15 protein-coding genes are annotated in these 18,685 nt (G+C 71.7%); 8 read left to right on the top strand and 7 right to left on the bottom strand.

Annotation, left to right across the window (positions count from 1 at the left end):
• Positions 1-43 precede the first annotated feature (43 nt).
• From LW587_RS13750 to LW587_RS13735, 4 genes are all read left to right on the top strand, one after another.
• Complete coding sequence (locus LW587_RS13750) at positions 44-934, top strand: LysR substrate-binding domain-containing protein (protein ID WP_232630153.1); 891 nt, start codon at positions 44-46, stop codon at positions 932-934.
• Between the two features lie 765 nt (positions 935-1,699).
• Positions 1,700-3,073 carry a glucarate dehydratase gene (gudD, locus tag LW587_RS13745; protein WP_232630152.1) on the top strand — a complete coding sequence of 458 codons (1,374 nt, stop codon included), beginning with the start codon at positions 1,700-1,702 and terminating at the stop codon, positions 3,071-3,073.
• Positions 3,074-3,102: 29 nt separating this feature from the next.
• Positions 3,103-3,876, top strand: coding sequence for an HpcH/HpaI aldolase family protein (locus LW587_RS13740; protein WP_232630151.1), 774 nt, complete (start codon positions 3,103-3,105; stop codon positions 3,874-3,876).
• 128 nt (positions 3,877-4,004) lie between these two features.
• Positions 4,005-4,898, top strand: a complete 894-nt coding sequence (locus LW587_RS13735) for a 2-hydroxy-3-oxopropionate reductase (RefSeq protein ID WP_232630150.1) — start codon at positions 4,005-4,007, stop codon at positions 4,896-4,898.
• Positions 4,899-5,106: 208 nt separating this feature from the next.
• Here the strand turns inward: LW587_RS13735 and LW587_RS13730 are convergent, their stop codons facing one another.
• Positions 5,107-7,029, bottom strand: a complete 1,923-nt coding sequence (locus LW587_RS13730; protein WP_232630149.1) for an AI-2E family transporter — start codon at positions 7,027-7,029, stop codon at positions 5,107-5,109.
• 34 nt (positions 7,030-7,063) lie between these two features.
• On the bottom strand, positions 7,064-7,438 hold the full coding sequence (locus LW587_RS13725) for a response regulator (RefSeq protein ID WP_232630148.1): 375 nt from the start codon (positions 7,436-7,438) through the stop codon (positions 7,064-7,066).
• 218 nt (positions 7,439-7,656) lie between these two features.
• Between LW587_RS13725 and LW587_RS13720 the strand changes: the two genes are divergently transcribed.
• Positions 7,657-9,018 carry a pentapeptide repeat-containing protein gene (locus LW587_RS13720; protein ID WP_232630186.1) on the top strand — a complete coding sequence of 454 codons (1,362 nt, stop codon included), beginning with the start codon at positions 7,657-7,659 and terminating at the stop codon, positions 9,016-9,018.
• A gap of 86 nt (positions 9,019-9,104) precedes the next feature.
• Entirely contained in the window at positions 9,105-11,501 is a 2,397-nt protein-coding gene (locus LW587_RS13715; protein ID WP_232630147.1) for a response regulator, read from the top strand.
• 129 nt (positions 11,502-11,630) lie between these two features.
• On the opposite strand, the gene LW587_RS13710 is transcribed toward LW587_RS13715, so the two are convergent.
• Both LW587_RS13710 and LW587_RS13705 read right to left on the bottom strand, forming a co-directional pair.
• Positions 11,631-12,356: a response regulator gene (locus tag LW587_RS13710; protein WP_232630146.1), complete on the bottom strand. Its 726-nt coding sequence runs from the start codon at positions 12,354-12,356 to the stop codon at positions 11,631-11,633.
• Positions 12,357-12,545: 189 nt separating this feature from the next.
• Positions 12,546-13,088 (bottom strand): GNAT family N-acetyltransferase, encoded by a 543-nt coding sequence (locus tag LW587_RS13705; protein WP_232630185.1) that lies wholly within the window; start codon positions 13,086-13,088, stop codon positions 12,546-12,548.
• A 165-nt stretch (positions 13,089-13,253) separates the two neighbouring features.
• On the opposite strand from LW587_RS13705, the gene LW587_RS13700 reads away from it, so the two are divergent.
• Complete coding sequence (locus LW587_RS13700) at positions 13,254-13,664, top strand: DUF983 domain-containing protein (RefSeq protein ID WP_232630145.1); 411 nt, start codon at positions 13,254-13,256, stop codon at positions 13,662-13,664.
• A 98-nt stretch (positions 13,665-13,762) separates the two neighbouring features.
• Here LW587_RS13700 and LW587_RS13695 read toward each other — a convergent pair whose 3' ends face one another.
• Positions 13,763-15,502 (bottom strand): L-lactate permease, encoded by a 1,740-nt coding sequence (locus tag LW587_RS13695; protein ID WP_232630144.1) that lies wholly within the window; start codon positions 15,500-15,502, stop codon positions 13,763-13,765.
• A gap of 294 nt (positions 15,503-15,796) precedes the next feature.
• Between LW587_RS13695 and LW587_RS13690 the strand changes: the two genes are divergently transcribed.
• Positions 15,797-16,720 (top strand): manganese catalase family protein, encoded by a 924-nt coding sequence (locus tag LW587_RS13690; protein ID WP_232630143.1) that lies wholly within the window; start codon positions 15,797-15,799, stop codon positions 16,718-16,720.
• A gap of 62 nt (positions 16,721-16,782) precedes the next feature.
• Here the strand turns inward: LW587_RS13690 and LW587_RS13685 are convergent, their stop codons facing one another.
• Together LW587_RS13685 and LW587_RS13680 are read right to left on the bottom strand one after the other, a co-directional pair.
• Complete coding sequence (locus LW587_RS13685; RefSeq protein ID WP_232630142.1) at positions 16,783-17,151, bottom strand: hypothetical protein; 369 nt, start codon at positions 17,149-17,151, stop codon at positions 16,783-16,785.
• Positions 17,152-17,267: 116 nt separating this feature from the next.
• Positions 17,268-18,332: a GGDEF domain-containing protein gene (locus LW587_RS13680; protein ID WP_232630141.1), complete on the bottom strand. Its 1,065-nt coding sequence runs from the start codon at positions 18,330-18,332 to the stop codon at positions 17,268-17,270.
• Between the last annotated feature and the right edge of the window lie 353 nt (positions 18,333-18,685).

Below are 18,685 nucleotides of genomic sequence, written 5' to 3'. Positions count from 1 at the left end.
GGGCCGCGCCCTGGCCTCGGCGGAGCCCGGGACGGGGACGTTGATGCTCGATTTCAGCCAGCTCCGCTGCTTCGTCGCCGTCGCCGAGGAGCTGCATTTCGGGCGCGCCGCTTCCCGGCTGAACATGACCCAGCCGCCGCTGTCGCGGCAGATCCAGGTGCTGGAGCGGGTCCTCAAGGTGCAGCTCCTCGATCGCACCAGCCGCTCCGTGCGGCTGACGGCGGCGGGGCGCAGCTTCCTGCCGGAGGCCCAACACATCCTGCGGCTCACCGAGACCGCGACCCACACGACCCGGCAGGTGGCCGCCGGGCGCTCCGGCGTGCTCAAGCTCGGCTTCACCGCGGCCTCGGCCTACGACTTCCTGCCTCGCCTCGTCTCGGCCTGCCGGGCCGCCCTGCCCGAGGTCACCCTGGTGCTGCGCGAGATGGTGACGCGGGATCAGGTCGAGGGGCTGCTGTCGGGCCAGATCGATGCCGGGCTGATCCGCCCGCCGTCGACGCATCCGGAGCTCGAGGCCGTGCGGGCGCTGGCCGAGCCGATGGTGGCGGCCCTGCCGGCGGAGCACCCCCTCGCCGAACGGGCGCGTCTGACGCCCACCGATTTCGCGGGCGCGCCGTTCATCGCCTACGCGCCGGGGGAAGCGCACTACTTCCACGACCTCGTGCTCGGCCTGTTCGCCGAGGCCGGGGTGCAGCCCGACATGCGCCAGCGCCTGACGCAGATCCACTCGATCCTGGCGCTGGTCCGGGCCGGGCTCGGGGCGGCGCTGGTGCCCGCGGCGGCCGAGCGCCTGCGCTTCGACGGCGTGGCCTTCCGGCCCCTCGACCTGCCGCGCCCGCGCCCGGCCGAACTCATGCTGACCTGGCGGCGCGACCACGACAATCCGGTCGTCGCCGGCCTGCGCGGCCTCATCGCGGGGATGGGCGGCGCCTGATCCGGGCTCCGCTTGATCAAAGCGGAGCCCGGATCAGTCCAGCCCGCGCGGCGTTTGAGCGAAGCCCAAATCCCCCATCCCGAAGGGATCAACCGGATTGGGTATGAGACCCCTCGGCGATGATGGTGAGCCATCGTCGATGGCCCCCGCCACAGTGGGGCGGCGGGCCTCCGCCGGACGCCCGGAACATCGGTCCTGGTCCGGGTCGCTGGGGATGAGGCGTGCCGTCAGCGCCCGAACGCCAGGGCGTCCGGGCGCGACGAGGAAAGCGAAGGTCTGGATGAAGCAGACCTGCGCGGCCCAGACCGCGACCCCGTCGGGCCCGACCGGCCGCAGCATGGAGAGGAAGCCGCCGGCCAGGGCGTGGGTGGCCGAGGCCGCGGGCCCAGCGATGGATCGGCTGGCTCCGCGGGCTGAGCCAAGGTGTCCGGAAATAGAGGGCGATGCCGAAATCGATCGCGACGGAGGCGACGAACAGCGTGGCGCTGTCGAGCGTCAAACGCTCGGGTCGTTCCTCATGCCTTCCGAATGGGGGTCAATGGGATAGATGAGCGTCAGGGCTGCGGCACCCACGCACGCCACTTGGCACGCGCCTCGTTAACCCGCGTTCGAGAATCCGCGCCATGCCCGGAAACGGCCCCCGCGATCGATGCCGATGGGGCATCGATCGATCCAGGCTTTGGCTTGGACCGTCATCGAAGAGCCCGAGTAGAACGGGGGAAAGCGGCCCGCCAGAGGCCGACACCGTCCGCCGGGAGAACGCCGATGATTCTCGAATCCCTCCGCCCCGCCGCGCCGGATGCCGCGCACGGCCTCTCGCGCACCCCGGTCGTCACCGGGATGACGGTCGTGCCGGTGGCCGGGCGCGATGCGATGCTCCTCAACCTGTCGGGGGCGCATGGCCCTTTCTTCACCCGCAACCTCGTGGTGCTCACCGACTCGACCGGCGCCACCGGACTGGGGGAGGTGCCCGGCGGCGAGCGTATCCGCCAGACCCTGGAGGAGGCCCACGACCTGATCGTCGGCCGGCCGATCGGCGCCTGGAACGCCGTGCTCAACGCCCTGCGCACGCGCTTCGCCGACCGGGATTCCGGCGGGCGCGGCCTTCAGACCTTCGACCTGCGGGTGACGATCCACGCGGTCGCGGCGGTCGAATCCGCCTTCCTCGACCTGCTCGGCCAGTTCCTCGACGTGCCGGTGGCCGCCCTCCTCGGCGAGGGCCAGCAGCGCGACGCCGTCGAGATGCTGGGCTACCTGTTCTATGTCGGTGACCGCCGCCGCACCGACCTGCCCTACCGCGCCCCTGAGGCCCGCGACGGCTGGCTGCGCCTGCGCGACGAGGAGGCCCTGACCCCGCAGGCCATCGCCCGCCTCGCGGAAGCGGCCTACGAGCGTTACGGCTTCAACGACTTCAAGCTGAAGGGCGGCGTGCTCGCCGGCGAGGACGAGATCGCCGCCGTCACGGCGATCCACGAGCGCTTCCCGCAGGCGCGCGTCACCCTCGACCCGAACGGGGCGTGGTCGCTCGCCGAGGCGATCCGGCTCTGCAAGGGGCAGGGCGACGTGCTCGCCTATGCCGAGGACCCGTGCGGGGCCGAGGACGGCTTCTCGGGCCGCGAGATCATGGCGGAGTTCCGCCGCGCCACCGGCCTGCCCACCGCCACCAACATGATCGCCACCGACTGGCGGCAGATGAACCACGCGATCCAGCTCGGCTCCGTCGACATCCCGCTGGCCGACCCGCATTTCTGGACGCTGGCCGGCGCGGTGCGGGTGGCGCAGCTCTGCCGCGACCACGGCCTGACCTGGGGCTCGCACTCGAACAACCATTTCGATGTGTCGCTGGCCATGTTCACCCATGTGGCCGCCGCCGCCCCGGGCCGGGTGACCGCCATCGACACCCACTGGATCTGGCAGGACGGCCAGCGCCTCACCCGGGAGCCGCTGGCGATCCGCGGCGGGCGGGTGCGGGTGCCGGAGCGGCCGGGGCTCGGCATCGAGATCGACTGGACGCAGGTCGAGGCGGCCCACGCCCTCTACCGCGACCACGGGCTCGGAGCCCGGGACGACGCGGCGGCGATGCAGGGCCTGATCCCCGGCTGGCGCTTCGACAACAAGCGCCCCTGCCTCGTGCGCTGACCCCTTTTCCCCTCTCGCGGAGACCTCCGATGGACATCCTGAAGAACCGCTTCAAGGCGGCGCTCGCCGAGGGCCGGCAGCAGATCGGCCTGTGGTGCAGCCTCGCCAGCCCGATCTCGACGGAGATCGTGGCCGGCTCCGGCTTCGACTGGCTGCTCCTCGACATGGAGCACTCGGCCAACGACCTGCGCGACATCTACGGCCAGCTCCAGGCCATGGCCGAGGGCACCGCCAGCGCCATGGTGCGGGTGCCGAGCGACGAGCCGATCACGATCAAGCGCATCCTCGACACCGGCGCGCAGTCGCTGATGATCCCCAACATCGACGACGCGGACCAGGCCCGTCGCGCGGTCGCGGCGACCCGCTACGCGCCGCGCGGCCTGCGCGGCTTCTCGCAGGCGCCCCGGGCCGCCCGGTTCGGGCGCATCCCCGATTATCACGCCCGCTGCGAGGCCGAGATCTTCGTCGCCGTCCAGATCGAGTCCCGCCGGGCGCTGGACAACCTGGAGGAGATCGCGGCGGTCGAGGGCGTCGACGGCGTGTTCATCGGCCCCGGCGACCTCTCGACCAGCCTCGGCTTCCTCGGCCAGCAGAACCACCCGGAGGTGGTGCGCGTGGTCGAGGAGACGATTGCCCGCATCGTCCGCACCGGCAAGGCGGCCGGCATCCTGACGGCGAACGAGGAACTCGCCCATCGCTACGTCGCCGCCGGCACCCGATTCACGGCGGTCGGCTCTGACATGGGCCTGCTCGCGCGCACCTCCGAGGCGCTGGCGGGCCGGTTCAAGGCGTCCGGCGCCTGAGCGCGATCACCCCGCGGGGAATCGCGGCCGATGCTTGCGGATCCCTGCCTTCGGCGGATGGCCGCCCCCCGCCCTCGCGGGCGCCGAGCCGCTCCCCGACCTTTTCCGACACAACGAGGCGCACCACCATGAAGATCGGCTTCATCGGACTCGGCATCATGGGCCGCCCCATGGCGGCCAACCTCATCGCGGCCGGACACACCCTCCTCCTGAAATCCGGCGCGCGGCCGGTTCCCGCCGACCTGATCGCGGCCGGCGGCCGCGCCTGCGACAGCGCCGCCGCAGTCGCCGAGGAGGCGGAGGTCGTCATCACCATGGTGCCGGACACGCCCCAGGTCGAGGCGGTCCTGTTCGGCCCCGGCGGCGTCGCCGAGGGCCTGCGCCCCGGCACCCTCGTGATCGACATGAGCTCGATCGCTCCGCTCGCCACCAAGGACTTCGCCCGCCGCATCAACGCCCTCGGCTGCGACTATCTCGACGCGCCGGTCTCGGGCGGCGAGGTCGGCGCCCGGGCCGGCAGCCTGACCATCATGGTGGGCGGCCCCGAGGCGGCCTTCGCGCGGGCGCGGCCCCTGTTCGAGGCGATGGGCAAGACCATCACGCTGGTCGGCGGCAACGGCGACGGCCAGATCACCAAGGTCGCCAACCAGATCATCGTCGCCCTCAACATCGAGGCGGTGGCCGAGGCGCTGGTCTTCGCCGCCAAGTCGGGCGCCGACCCGGCCCGGGTACGCCAGGCCCTGATGGGGGGATTTGCCGCCTCCCGCATCCTGGAGGTGCATGGCGAGCGCATGGTCAAGCGCAGCTTCGACCCGGGGTTCCGGATCGAGCTGCACCAGAAGGACCTGAACCTCGCCCTGCAGGCCGCCCGGGAGATCGGCGTGTCCCTGCCCAACACCGCGACCGCCCAGGAGCTGTTCAATGCCTGCGTGGCCCAGGGCGGACGGGGCTGGGACCACTCCGCCATGGTGCGCGCGCTGGAGCGCATGGCCGGCCACGACCTGGCGACCCCGGAGGCGTGAGGCCGCCCGCGGCAGACCAGACCCGTCCCGGAGATCGGATCGGGGACGGGTCCGAACGCGCGCCTGCGGCATCGCCGTTCTCCGAGAGCCGGCCTCCACCCCAAGCGGATCCCCGCCGAGCGTGGGGCCCGCCCGGATCAGTCCAGCCCGCGCGGCGTTTGAGCGAAGCCCAAATCCGCCATCCCGAAGGGATCAACCGGATTTGATATTACGCCGCCCGGGCCCGCTCCAGGGCGGCGTCGAGGGCGTCGCTGAGGGAGGTCGCCAGCCCGTCGGCGGCGATCTGGCGGCGCAGGCGGCCGACGGAGGCCGGGTCGCGCTCGCGCCAGAAGCCGACGAGGACCGTCACCCCCGGCAGGGCCTGCCGGGCCCGTCGGATGGTCAGCCGGATCTGCGACAGGCTGATCGGTTCCAGATAGGAGAAGCAGATCAGCGCCGGCCGCTCCCCCGGCGCCCAAGGTCCGCTCAGTCCCTCGCGCCATGTGTCCTTCCCGGCGACCCGCGCCGCGAGGCCGTGGCGGGTCAGGGTCTGGGCGAGCATCAGGGTGGCGGCCTCGTCGAAGGCGCCGCCGCTCGACACGCACAGGACCGGCGCCTCCCCCTGCCAGGGGGGGGCGACATCCTCGCGCCGCAGGACGGTGCCGGCGTTGCGCCGGTCCGGCCCGATCGCGGCCAGCGCCGCCTCGGCCTCCGCGCCGACGGGACTGGAGCGCCGCCGCAGGAGCCCGCGCGCCCGCGTCTGCCCGAGGGTCTCGACCACGGCGCGCACGCTTTCCCCGACCTCCGCCTGCCGCGCCCGGTCGAGGCTGCCGCGGGCGGCGTCCTCCTGCGCCATCCGCAGGCCGGCCAGCACCACCTCGTCGTAGTAGGTGACGAGCGCCCGTTCCTTCAGGAACAGACGCCCCTGCTCGATCGCCTCGGCCGGGTCGCCCGCGAGCATGCGCTGGTAGAAGATCTCCTGGGGGCCCAGCGCCGGGCGGTCGCCGAGCAGCACGTCGAGGAACCACAGCCGCTCGACATGGCGCCCGAGCACCACGAGGCAGACCGTGAGCGGGGTCGCGAGCAGAAGGCCGATCGGCCCCCACAGGAAGGTCCAGATCGTCGCCGCCAGGATCACGGCCATCGGCGAGATGCCGGTCGAATGCCCGTAGAGCAGCGGCTCGACCACGTGGCCGGCGATCGGCTCGACCACGATGAACAGGATCGCGACCTGGATCGCCATCGACCAGCCGGGATCGACCGCGACCGCGATGGCCAGGGGCAGGACCGCGCTGATGACGGCGCCGACATAGGGCACGAAGCGGGAGATCCCGGCGATGACCCCGAACAGGATCGGGCTCGGCACGCCGATCGCCCAGAGCCCCGCGCCGATCACGACGCCGAAGGCGAGGTTGAGCACGAGCTGCGCCAGGAAGAGCCGGCTCAGCCGCCCGGTGGCGTCGTCGATCGCCGCCGTGGTGCGGCGCAGGTCGCTGGAGCCCGCGAGCCGGATCGCCCGGTTCCGCAGATCCTCCCGCTGGAGCAGGATGAAGATCGTGAAGAGCAGGATCAGGCCAAGCGTCGCCAGCGGATGCAGCACGCCCCCCGCGACCGAGCCCAGGGTCTTCAGGAGGCCGGAGCGGGGCGCGTGGATCTCGACCTGCATCGGCCGCGCGGCGGTGCCGAGCCGGGCGTCGCTCTCCCCCTCGGGGACGGGCGGCTGCAATTCCCTGCCGATCTCCTCGGCCATGTCGAAGAAGCCGGAGAAGCTGTCCGACAGGCCGCCGCGCTCGGCGGTGGCGGCGCGCAAGGCGGTGATCTTCTCGCGCAAGGTCAGCGAGTAGCGGGGCAGGTCGATGGCGAGCTGGGCCGCCTCCCGGGCGATCAGCCCGCCGATGGCGGCGAGGAGGCCGAAGGCCAGGACCACGACGACCAGCACGGCGGCGGCCCGCGGCACCCGCCAGCGCCGCAGGGCGCGCACCGCCGGCAGCAGGACGAAGCTCAGCAGGATGGCCAGAGCCACCGGGACCAGGATGTCGCGGCCGAGGGAGAGCGCCCCGGCCAGCGTGACGACGAGGAGCAGCGAGGCGAGGCTCGTCACCACCGGTAGCGCCCGCCGCAGGAGGCGCGCCGTGACCGGATCCTCGCTCATCGGGCCCGCCGCCTGCCCCGCGCCGCGGACGTGCTCAGGACGCCGCTCCGATCGCGGCGCCGATCTGGCTCAGGAGCTTCGGGAAGTCGATCGGCTTGGGATGGTAGTCGTCGCAGCCCGCCTGGATCGCCTTGTCGCGGTCGCCCGACATGGCGTGGGCGGTGAGCGCGATGATCGGGATGGCCCGGGTGTCGCCGCCGGCCTTGAGGGCGCGCGCCGTCGACCAGCCGTCGAGGACCGGCAGGTTCATGTCGAGCAGGATCACGTCGGGCTGCGCGGCGCGGGCCTGCTGCACGCCGGCCTCGCCGTCATGCGCCAGAATCACCTCGTAGCCGCGGCGCTTGAGGCGCCGGGACAGGAAGTCCCAGATCTCCTCGTGGTCTTCCACCAACAGGATCTTGCCCGACACGCCCGCCCATCCCCTCTCGCGCGCCCGGCGCGCAGCAATCGTGCCGGCGTCGCGCACCGCACCAACGCGCTGACGGCCCGATCGTCGCAAACGGCTCGCCATCGGGGGCGGGCTGCCTGTATCGCTCGGGCCGTGTTGCTCGGGACGCGGCCCGACCATGGGCCCGACCGTGGGCCCGACCATGGGCGCGAGGGTGGGATATGGCGGGGAACGCGGCGGTGCAACACGGCGGAGCGGAGGAAGACGATCGGGTCGCGAATGTGCTCGCCCGGCTCGCTTCGGGCCAGCCGCCCCTGGCGGCGGAGGGGCGCGGCGGCCTCGCCGGATTGCGGCTCGGTCGCGCGGCGCTCGAAGGCCGGATCGACCCGCGCGCCCCGCCGCGCTGGTGGACGGACGGGGCCGGCGGACTCGACCTCGGGGAGGCCGACCTCGCCGGGGCGCGGCTGGAGGAGACCGATCTGTCGGGGGCCAACCTGCGGCGGGCGCGCCTGAAGGGGGCGCTGGCCCGCTCGGCGGGCTTCGAGGGCGCCTGCCTGGAGGAGGCCGATTTCTCCGGCGCCGATCTCAGCGGCGCCCGCTTCCACGGCGTCGTGGCGGGCCAGGCCGGTTTCGGCGAGGCGATGCTGGAGGATGCCGATTTCTCCGGCGCCGTCATGCGCTTCGCCCGGTTCCGCCGCGCGCTCCTCGACGGGGCCCGCTTCCCCGGCGCCGACCTGTGGGGCACCGATTTCTCCGGGGCGGATGCCGACGACAGCGTGTTCCGCGCCGCCCGCCTCGAGGAGGCGAACCTGTCCGACTGCAACCTGACGGGGGCGGATTTCGAGGGCGCGAACCTGAAGAAGGCGCGGCTCACCGGCTCGCGCCTGCGCGGCGCCAACCTCGCCGGCTGCCGGCTCGAGGGGGCGGATCTCTCGGGGGCGGACTTCTCCCGCACCAGCCTGGTGCGGCTGGACCTCACCACCTGCCAGCTCCGCCACGCGCGCTTCGCCGGGGCGTGGCTGGAGGGCGTGCGGCTCTCGGTCGAGCAGCTCGGCGGCGCGGTCGGCGAGGAGGTCGCGGGCGAGTTCGAGGCGGCGCAGGCGAGCTATCTGGCACTCGAGCGCAACCTCCACGGCATCGGCAGCCATGCGGGGGCGAGCTGGGCCTACAAGCGCGGACGCCGCATGGGCCGCCGCCACGCCGGCGCGCAGGCCCGCGACGCCGTGTCGAAGCGCGACCCGCGCGGCATGGCCGTCCACGGCTATCGCTGGATCGCCGACCGTTACGTCGAGTGGCTGTGCGATTACGGCGAGAGCCTCTCGCGCATCGTCCGGGCCTTCGTGATCGGCATTCTGCTGTTCGCCGCCGCCTACGGGGTGGCCGGCGGCCTGTCCTTCGAGGCGACCCCGGGCGTGCCGATCCGCAACCCCCTCGACCTCGTGAGCTACAGTGCGCTCAACATGATGACCGCCAACCCGCCGGAGATCGGCGTGAAGCCGGACGGCCGGGTCACGAACCTGCTCGTCGGGCTCCAGGGGGCGGTGGGCATCGTGCTGATGGGCCTGTTCGGCTTCGTGCTCGGCAACCGGCTGCGGCGCTGAGGCCATCGGGCGCTGAGGCCATTGGGAGCAGAAGCCATGCGGCCGCAGCGGGCCGCGTGGTCGCGAGACCTTCGGGGAGGGACACCGTGACGGCACGCGACGATCAGAGGGCCCCGGCTCCGGACCACCCGCCGGCCGCTCCGCCGACCGAGGCGGATTTCCGCAACCTCGCGGATGCCCTGCCCCAGCTCGCCTGGATCGCCGAGCCCGACGGCACCCTCGTCTGGTACAACCGGCGCTGGTACGACTATACCGGCACCACGCCCGCCGAGATGGCCGATCACGGCTGGCGACGGCTGCACCACCCGGACCATCTGGACGGCGCCGCCGCGCGCTTCGCCGCCTGCATCGCCGCGGGCCGGTCCTGGCAGGACACCTTTCCCTTACGCGGGGCGGACGGCTCCTATCGCTGGTTCCTGTCGCTCGCCGAGCCGGTGCGCGACGCCGGCGGCACGGTCCTGCGCTGGTACGGCACCAACACCGACATCACCGAGACCCGCGCGGCGCAGGAGGCGCTCGCCCGCTCCGAGCAACGCTTCCGCGCCCTGGTGGATGCGTCGGCGGCGGTGATCTGGAACACCACGCCCGAGGGCGCGCTGATGCCGCCCCAGCCGCGCTGGGCCGCCTATACCGGCCAGAGCGAGGAGGCTTACCAGGGCTGGGGCTGGGTCGACGCGGTCCATCCCGAGGACCGGGCGCGGGCCGCCGAGATCTGGGCCGAATGCGTCGAGACGGCCAGGCCCTACGCGGTCGAGTACCGCCTGCGCCGCTTCGACGGCGCTTGGCGCGACACCGAGGTGCGGGGCGTGCCCGTCCTCGGCGAAGACGGGGCGATCCGCGAATGGGTCGGGCTCAACATCGACATCACCGCCCGCAAGGAGGCCGAGGCCGAGGTCGAGCGCGCCCGCGCGGCGGCGGAGGCCGCCAACCTCGCGAAAAGCCAGTTCCTGGCCAACATGAGCCACGAGCTGCGCACGCCGCTCTCGGCGGTGATCGGCTATTCCGAGATGCTCGGCGAGGAGCTGGAGGATCTGGGGCAGGCCGACTTGCTGCCGGACCTGCGCAAGATCGAGGCCTCGGCCCGCCACTTGCTCGGGCTCATCAACGACGTGCTTGACATCTCGAAGATCGAAGCCGGGCGCATGACCCTCTCGGCCGAGACCTTCGATGTCGCGACGCTGGTCGAGGATGTCTGCGCCGCGACGCAGTCGCTCATCGGGAAGAAGCGCAACCGCTTCCACCTCGACCTCGGGCCCGATCTCGGCACCATGCACCAGGACCAGCTCAAGCTGCGCCAGTCGCTGATCAACCTCGTCGGCAACGCCGCCAAGTTCTCGGAGGACGGCGACATCACCCTGAGCGTGCGGCGCTCCGAGGAGGCCGGCGCCGGCTGGCTCGCCTTCGCGGTCGCCGATACCGGGATCGGGCTCACGGACGAGCAGAGGGGCCGCCTGTTCGAGCGCTTCTCCCAGGCCGACGAATCGACCACCCGCCAGTTCGGCGGCACCGGCCTCGGCCTCGCCATCACCCGGGCCTTCTGCGAGCGCATGGGCGGGACGATCGACGTGGCGAGCACGTTCGGCGAGGGCGCGACCTTCACGATCCGCCTGCCCGCCGAACTCGCCGCCCGCGAGGAGGCGATGCAGGCCGAGACCGTCGCCGCGCAGGTGCGCGCGATCACCGCGGGCGCGGTCAGCCCGCAGGACGTGGTGCTCCTCGTCGACGACGACCCGGCCGCCCGCGACCTGCTCCAGCGCTTCCTGGAACGCGAGGGCTTTCGCGTGCGCACCGCCCATGACGGACGGGCCGGGCTGACGCTGGCCCGGGCGTTGAAGCCGCGGGCCATCCTCCTCGACATCGAGATGCCGCGCATGGACGGCTGGGCGGTGCTGCACGCGATCCGCACCGATCCGGACATCGCCGACACGCCGGTCATCATCACCAGCGTCGTCAACGAGTTCAGCCTCGCCCACGTGCTCGGCGCGACCGACTACCTCGTCAAGCCGATCGACTGGGGCGCCCTCAAGGACACGATGGAGCGCTACCGCCCGGCCGGGCACGAGGGCAGCGTCCTCGTCGTCGACGACGACCCGGAGGCCCGCGAGCGGGTGCGCCGCACGCTGCGGCGCGACGGCTGGCAGGTGCGCGAGGCGGGCAACGGCGCCGAGGCGCTCGAATGCCTCGACGTCGCCCGCCCCAGCCTGATCCTGCTCGATCTGATGATGCCGGTGATGGACGGCTTCGCCTTCCTCCGGGCACTGCGCGGCCGCCCGGACGGCACGATCCCCGTCGTGGTGCTGACCGCCAAGGAGGTCACCCCGGCCGAGAAGGAGAGCCTGGGCCGGCAGGCCGACCGGCTCATCGTCAAGGGCACGATGAGCCTCGCCGAGATCGGCCGCCAGCTGCGGGATCTCTACGCCCGCCCGGACGGGGAGCCGCTGCCCGGACGGATCCAGGGGTTGATCGAGCGGCTGAAATCGTGAGGCCGTCACGGCGCGCATCGGCCTCGCAATCCGGCGGGCCCGGCCTGTCCGGGACGGTGCCCGCGCCGGATCGTTCCGGCCCCGCCGCGCGAGGCCGGGGGCCGTCGCGCGGATCGTTCGAGGATCGCCTCAGAATCCCCCGCCGGTTTGATCGAAGTCGAGATAGGCCGTCTCGATCACGATCTGCGTGCGGCTGATGACCTCGAGCTTCCGGAGGATCTCGGAGACATGGGCCTTCACGGTCGAGTCGCCGACCTGGAGCTCGTGGGCGATCTGCTTGTTGAGCTTGCCCTGGCGGATCATGCTCAGGACCCGCATCTGCTGCGGGGTGAGGCGGGCGACGCGCTCGGCGAGGGGCGGCTTCCGGCTGGGGCGGGCGGTCGGCGGCGGGGCGGCGAGGTCGGGCGGCAGGAACAGGGCGCCGTTGAGCACCTCGGAGATCGCCCGGGTCAGCGTCGCCTTGTCGACCGCCTTCGGCACGAAGCCCGCCGCGCCGTGACGCACGGCCTCGTGCATGATGCGCGGCTCCTCCAGCCCGGAGACGATCAGGATCGGCACCCGGGGGAAGCGGGTGCGGATGCCGACGAGCCCGTCGAAGCCGGCGACCCCCTGCATGGTCAGGTCGAGGAGCGTGAGGTCGATGGCGGGGGTGCGCTCCAGGATCTCGCAGGCTCCGCGGATGCCGTCCGCCTCGTGCAGCTCGGCCCCGGGAAAGGCGAGCGCGATCGCGCTCGCCAGCGCCTCGCGGAACAGGGGGTGGTCGTCCACGAGGAGAAGGCGGAGCGTCCCTTCCCCCGGGCGCGGGACGGTCCCCGCGGGGCCGCTTCCGGTGTCCGCTGCTGCGCAGGCCATCATGGTGGGTCACGCCTTCCGGCGGGCCGGCGCCCTCGGCATCCGGCCCCATCACCATGAGAGTTAAGCCATTTCGGCGCGGATGACTGCCCGTCCTTTTGGGCAAGGCAGCCCGTCCCTCCGCGCCGCATGCGGACAGGAGCGCGGGGGCTCTCCCCGGCTCCCGCCGGACGCCCCGCCGTCGTGGGGAGATCAGGCCTCCTCGAGCAGCAGCTGGCGCCGGCCCGGGCGATGGCCCTCCGCGCCGGTCTCGCGGAAGCCGAGCTTGTGCAGGAGGCCCCAGGAGGCGACGTTGCCCGGGCGGCACTCGGCCAGGATCGCCCGGCGCGGGAAGCGGCGGCGCATTAGGGCGAGGACGCCGCCCACCGCTTCCGCCCCGAAGCCGCGTCCGCGGGCCGCGCCGCCGATCCAGTAGCCGATCTCGATCGCCCCCTCCCCGCGCAGATGCGTGCCGACCACGCCGAGCAAGGGCGTGGCTCCGTCCGGGCCGGGCGCGCGCGCCCAGACGCCGAGGAACCGGTCGCGCCCGTGCCGGCCGCCCGCGATCAGCGCCTGCGCGTCCTCCAGGGTGAAGGGATCGGCGAGGAAGTCGACCGCGCCGGTGATGGCCGGATCGTCGGTGAGGCGGTGCAGCGCCGGGGCGTCGCCGGGGGCGAGCGGCCCGATCGACAGCCGCCCGGTCTCGATGGCGGGCAGATCCAAGAGGCTGTCGGGGCGGGCGCGGCGGAAGAACATCGGGAAGATGTGGGTGCGGCGGCGGACACGGGTAGATACGTCCTGGCCCGGCGCCTTCATCCCGACGGCGCGCCGGTCATCGCGCCCCCTTGCCGGGATGTCGCGAGCCTGGGATGGGAGCGAACCGTCGCGGCCGGGCCCGGTTGCCTGGCCAGGAGAGGTTCGATGCCCGACCCCATCCCCCAGTCCCCCATCGCCTGCGCCGTGCGCAGCGCCTGCCCGCGCTGCGGCCGAGGCCACCTGTTCAAGGGCTTCCTGGAGATCGCGCCGTCCTGCGATGCCTGCGGCCTCGACTTCGCCTTCGCCGACCCGGCCGACGGGCCGGCCTTCTTCGTGATGATGACCACCGCCATCCCGGCGCTCGGCTTCGGCCTGTGGCTCGAACTGACCTACGATCCGCCGGTCTGGCTCCATTTCGCGCTGACGCTGCCGGTGGTGCTGATCGCCTGCACCCTGCCGCTGCGCTTCTTCAAGGGCTGGCTCGTGGCCAGCCAGTACATTCACAAGGCCGAGGAGGGGCGGCTCGCCCGGCCCGCGGCCCCGGTGGCGAAGCCGGATTCGACCGGAGCCCCCTGAGCATCCGCGCGCCCCGCGCCGAACCGCAAAAAGCCGAAAGGCCCGCCCCGTGGCGACGGGGCGGGCCTCTCTCGTGTCTGCGGTCGCCCCGGCGCCGCTCAGTGCGCGGGCGCGACGCTCGCCGGCGGGTGGATCACCATCTCGGTGAACGGGTAGACGTAGGCCTGGAGCATCACGAGGCCACCGACGAGGCAGGCCAGCACGATCGAGTGCCAGAACACGAAGCGCAGGATCTTGCTCTCCTGGCCGAAATACCCGGTCGCGGTGGAGGCCACGACGATCGACTGCGCGTCGATCATCTTGCCCATCACGCCGCCCGAGGAGTTGGCCGAGGCCATCAGGATGCCCGACAGGCCGAGCTGCTCGGAGGTGATCCGCTGCAGGCCGCCGAACAGCACGTTGGAGGCGGTGTCCGACCCCGTCAGCGCGACGCCGAGCCAGCCCAGCAGCGTGCCGAAGAACGGGTAGAGGATGCCGGTGCCGGCAAACGCCAGACCCAGCGTCGCGTCGACGCCCGCGTAGCGGGTGAGCACGCCGAGCGCCAACATCGCCGCGATGGTGATGAGCGAGTAGCGCAGCACCCAGATCGTCTCGAGATAGGCGGTGACCAGGCGCAGCGGCGAGAAGCGCATGATGAAGCCGGAGATGATCGCGGCGAACAGCACGCCCGTGCCGGTGTAGGACATGTAGGTGAAGTTGAAGATTGCTGCCTCGGCCTTCGGGGCGGCCTCCACCGGCGGCACCTTCATGATCATGTTGTGCAGGCCCGGTACCTCGTATTTCCACGAGAAGATCGGGTTGACGATGCCCTTGAACCAGCCGGTGCCCCAGATCGCCACGATCACCGAGAGGATGATCCACGGCACCCAGGCCATGAAGATCGCCTGCGAGGAGGCGGTGCGGCCGCCGAGCTGGACCTTCGGCAGATCGCTCGGCACGCCCGCGCCGAGGGAGGCGGGCTTGGGCGCGCCGTAGCCGATCGAGGGATCGTGGCCGCGCAGAGCGGGCGAGGTCCAGACCTGGGCCGGGCGCCAGAACTTCAGGAAGAGGACGAGGGCCCCCATCGACGCGAGCGAGGCGCCGATATCGACGATCCAGGGATTGACGTAGTTCGAGATCAGGAACTGGGCGAGCGCGAAGGAGACGCCGCAGACCGCGATGGGCGGCCAGATCGCCATCATGCCGCGGAAGCCCGCGAACACCCAGATCAGCCAGAACGGCACGATCACCGAGAAGAACGGCAGCTGACGGCCGATCATCGCGCCGAGGATGTAGGGATCGTAGCCCGTCACCGAGGCGAGACCCTGCACGGGAGCGCCGAGCGCCCCGTAGGCCACCGGGGCCGTGTTGGCGATGAGCGACAGGCCCGAGGCCGCGAGCGGCGAGAAGCCGAGGCCGATCAGGATGGCGCCGGTGACGGCGACCGGGGTGCCGAAGCCGCCCGCGCCCTCGAAGAAGGCGCCGAAGGCGAAGGCCACCAGCAGCAACTGGATGCGCCGGTCCTCGGTGATGCCCGCGACCGATTGCTGAAGGACCGCGAACCACCCTTTCTCCACCGTGAGCCGGTAGAGGAAGATGACGTTGAGGATGATCCAGCCGATCGGGAACATGCCCGTGACCACGCCGAGGATGGTCGCCCGAACGGCGAGATCGGTCGGCATGCCGAAGGCCACCACCGCCACCAGGAAGGCGACGATGAGGGCGAGGATGGCGGCGATGTGGACCTTGATCTTGCCGCTCGCGATCATCCCGAGCAGGGCGATGACCGGCAGCGAGGCCATGAAGGTCGAGAGCCATTGGTTCCCGAATGGATCGTAGACTTGGTTCCAGGGTGTCACGGGGACGCGCTCCTCCAATGCCCCCGTCTTCGCGCGAGGGCCGTGGCGCGGGTGCTATCAGAGCCGTGGATCACGCTCAACGCACTGTATCCTGTATCCAGGGCAAGATCCTGTATCCAGGGCAAGTGTCGTTTGCCTGCATCATGTTAGCCCGCATGGCCGATGATCGCCCCGATCGGAGCGACGACCTCATCGACGCCGAGGGCGTCGGGAACCGGGCGCGGCGCCGGAACAGGGGCTGGGAGCGGAGGTTTCACCGCTGCGGACTTCACACGCGGTAAGGAATTCCCTCCCATGTTCATGCGCGTCGATCAGCTCCAGGCGGAGCTGCCCGCTCCCAAGCGCCGGGACCCCAACGCGGCCGCCGCCCTCCAGGAACTCCTGGGTGGAAAGTACGGCGAGATGTCCACGCTCGGGAACTACATGTTCCAGAGCTTCAACTTCCGCAGCAAAGACAAGCTCAAGCCGTTCTACAGCCTGGTCGCCAGCATCACGGCCGAGGAACTCGGCCATGTGGAGCTGGTCAGCAACGGCGTCGCCATGCTCAACAACGGGCCCGACAACGACGGTGACGAGACGCCCGGCGGCGACATCTCCGGCGCGCCGTTCGAGGACATGAAGGACATCCGTCTCGCGGCGGCCTTCCTGTCGGGTGGCGGCGGCGCGGCGCCGATCAACAGCAACGGCGTCTCGTGGAACAACGACTTCATCACCTCGACCGGCAACGTCGTCGTCGACCTGCTGCACAACTTCCACCTCGAATGCGGCGCGCGGCTGCACAAGCTGCGGGTCTACGAGACGCTCTCCGACCCGACCGGCCGCGAGGTCTGCGGCTACCTGCTGGTGCGCGGCTCGGTCCACGCCCATGCCTACGCGCTCGCCCTCAAGCAGATCACCGGCGTGGAAATCGAGAAATTCCTGCCGACGCCCAACATCGACCTCTCGAAGATCCCCGAGAGCCAGAAATATCTCCAGGAGGGCTCGCACCGCCGCCTCTACACCTGGAGTCCGAAGGATTACCGCGAGATCGCGGGCCTCTGGGGCAATGGCGAGCAGGCTCTGCCGGGCGATCCGCCGGGCGAACTGGAGGTGGTGGACGGGATGCCGGACGGGGGCAAGATCCACCAGCTCACCGGCGTCCCCTCGGCCTTCTCGCCGGATTACGCGCCGGAGGAGATGTTCGAGATCGCCCAGAAGCTGACGAAGAAGGCGCGCTGAGGCATCCGGGGGAAGAGGCCTGTCTCTTCCCCTGGATCCCGCCCTGGATCCCGGAAGCGCCGCTATTTCTTGGGTTTGCCCGCGGGCTTCTCGGGGGGCACGACGGCGCCCGCCACGACCCAGTGGCACACCGCCGTGCCCTTGATGGCGAGGCAGTCATAGGCCCGGCCGGCCAGGGCGACGTGGTCGGTGATCTCGGTCACCGCCACGCGCTCGACCGTGCTGCAGCCGAGATCGGATTTCGGATCGCGGATGGTCGCGAGGGCGGCGGTGGTGTCGCCCTTGGTGTCGCGCAGGAGGCTGCGCAGATTGGCCAGCGAGGTGCAGCCGATCACCGGCTCGGGGCTCCCGCGGGCCGGCGCCTTGTCGCCCGCCGCCAGAGCAGCGCCGCCCATCGACAGGAGCAGGAGAAGAGCGGGTAGGCGGGGCATCGGCAGGCTCCCGGGGACGCGGACTGGAGCGCATATCGTGGCGCCGGGCCCGCCCGCCAAGGGCCCTTTGAAGGCAGTTGTGAAGGGCTTTGGTGCGCCGCCCGAACCGACGCCGCTCAGGCGACGTTCGGCAGCAGGGCGGTCTGCGACTCGTCGACGGTGCGGTTGCGTCCCGCGCGCTTGGCCGCGAACAGGCAGGAATCGGCCCGCTCCAGCAGGGAGACCGAATTGTCGTCGGCGCGCTGCACCGCGACGCCGAGCGAAACCGTCACCTTGCCGAGCGATTCCCCCGTCGAGCGCTTGACGAGATCGCGGCCGGTCACGCTGGTGCGGACCCGCTCGGCGATCTCGCGGGCGGTCCGCCCATCCGTCTCCGGCAGGACGATGCCGAACTCCTCTCCGCCGAAGCGCGCGAGGGTGGCGCCGGGCTGTGCCACATGCTCGCGCATCACGATCGCGACGAGGCGCAGCACCTGGTCGCCCGTCAGGTGGCCGTAGAGGTCGTTGAAGCGCTTGAAATAGTCGATGTCGAGCACGATCAGGCTCGACGGGCGCCGGCCGGGTCCGACGCCCTCGGTCGCCCGGCGCAGACCTTCCTCGAAGCTCTTGCGGTTGCCGAGGCCCGTCAGCGGATCGGTCAGGCTCTCGAGGCGGGCCGCCTCCAGGGTTTCGCGCAGAGTCTCGATCTCGGTGCGGCTCTCGCGCATCCGGGCTTCGAGGGTGCGGTTGTTGGCGGTCACGTCGCGGGTGTTGGCGACGATCGTGCCGACGATCTCCTTCAGCCGGGCGCGGCTTGTCGCCGTGTTGGCGATGTCGTGGCTGAAGGCCTGCAGCGATTCCCCGTAGCGGGCGGTGGAGTGGATCGACACGTCGATCATCTCCATGATGCCCTCGACCTCGGCGATCAGGCTGGTGTTCATTCGGTCCATCTCGACGGCGAGGCGGCGCCCGTCGATGTAGGTGTCGTGCAGCTGCTCGATATCGGCGCTGGTCAGGGTGCCGTTCTGCGTGGTCAGGCGCTTGATGGCGTCGTTCATCAGCGGCTGCGTGCCCGCCACATAGGCGTACCAGACGGCATAGGCCCGCGGCGTCGCGCAGGTGCAGTAGTCTCGCATCAGCTCGAAGCTGCGCTGCGCCAGGACGAGGCTGCGTTCACGGTCGAGGTCGGGGCCGTGGCTCATCCGGTGCCATCCACTCCTCTGGACGGTGCCCCCCGTCCGATGGCGCAGTCTCGCACGGGGAAGGTCGCCAGGACGTTAAGCGCACCTGGGAAACACCGGCAAAGTTCCCGCGGCCCCGAGCGCGCCCCATTCCCCGTCCGGATGCCGCCTCGGCTCCTGTCCGAGCGCCGGCATCCGCCGCGGGGGCAAACGCCCTAATCCTTGCTTTTGCGCGGCCCGGTCGGCTTCATCAGGAAGGCCGGGACGTGGGAGCCGAGCCCGACCGGCGTGTCGTCCTCACTCTCCCGGCGCGGGCCACGCGCCTCGGCGCGGGCGCGCTCGGGCGCCCGGCGCGGCTCCCGGGCGGGGGCGGG

The organism is Methylobacterium sp. Leaf118, from assembly GCF_920984675.1.
In the GTDB taxonomy this organism is placed as follows: Bacteria; Pseudomonadota; Alphaproteobacteria; order Rhizobiales; family Beijerinckiaceae; genus Methylobacterium.
Note: the sequence above shows the minus strand (reverse complement) of the source record. Positions and strands in the feature narration are given on the sequence as shown.

Coding starts and splice junctions, on each gene's coding strand:
- LW587_RS13750 (WP_232630153.1), top strand. CDS start 44: ATGCTCGATTTCAGCCAGCTCCGCTGCTTCGTCGCCGTCGCCGAGGAG.
- gudD (WP_232630152.1), top strand. CDS start 1,700: ATGATTCTCGAATCCCTCCGCCCCGCCGCGCCGGATGCCGCGCACGGC.
- LW587_RS13740 (WP_232630151.1), top strand. CDS start 3,103: ATGGACATCCTGAAGAACCGCTTCAAGGCGGCGCTCGCCGAGGGCCGG.
- LW587_RS13735 (WP_232630150.1), top strand. CDS start 4,005: ATGAAGATCGGCTTCATCGGACTCGGCATCATGGGCCGCCCCATGGCG.
- LW587_RS13730 (WP_232630149.1), bottom strand. CDS start 7,029: ATGAGCGAGGATCCGGTCACGGCGCGCCTCCTGCGGCGGGCGCTACCG.
- LW587_RS13710 (WP_232630146.1), bottom strand. CDS start 12,356: ATGATGGCCTGCGCAGCAGCGGACACCGGAAGCGGCCCCGCGGGGACC.
- LW587_RS13705 (WP_232630185.1), bottom strand. CDS start 13,088: ATGTTCTTCCGCCGCGCCCGCCCCGACAGCCTCTTGGATCTGCCCGCC.
- LW587_RS13700 (WP_232630145.1), top strand. CDS start 13,254: ATGCCCGACCCCATCCCCCAGTCCCCCATCGCCTGCGCCGTGCGCAGC.
- LW587_RS13690 (WP_232630143.1), top strand. CDS start 15,797: ATGTTCATGCGCGTCGATCAGCTCCAGGCGGAGCTGCCCGCTCCCAAG.
- LW587_RS13685 (WP_232630142.1), bottom strand. CDS start 17,151: ATGCCCCGCCTACCCGCTCTTCTCCTGCTCCTGTCGATGGGCGGCGCT.
- LW587_RS13680 (WP_232630141.1), bottom strand. CDS start 18,332: ATGAGCCACGGCCCCGACCTCGACCGTGAACGCAGCCTCGTCCTGGCG.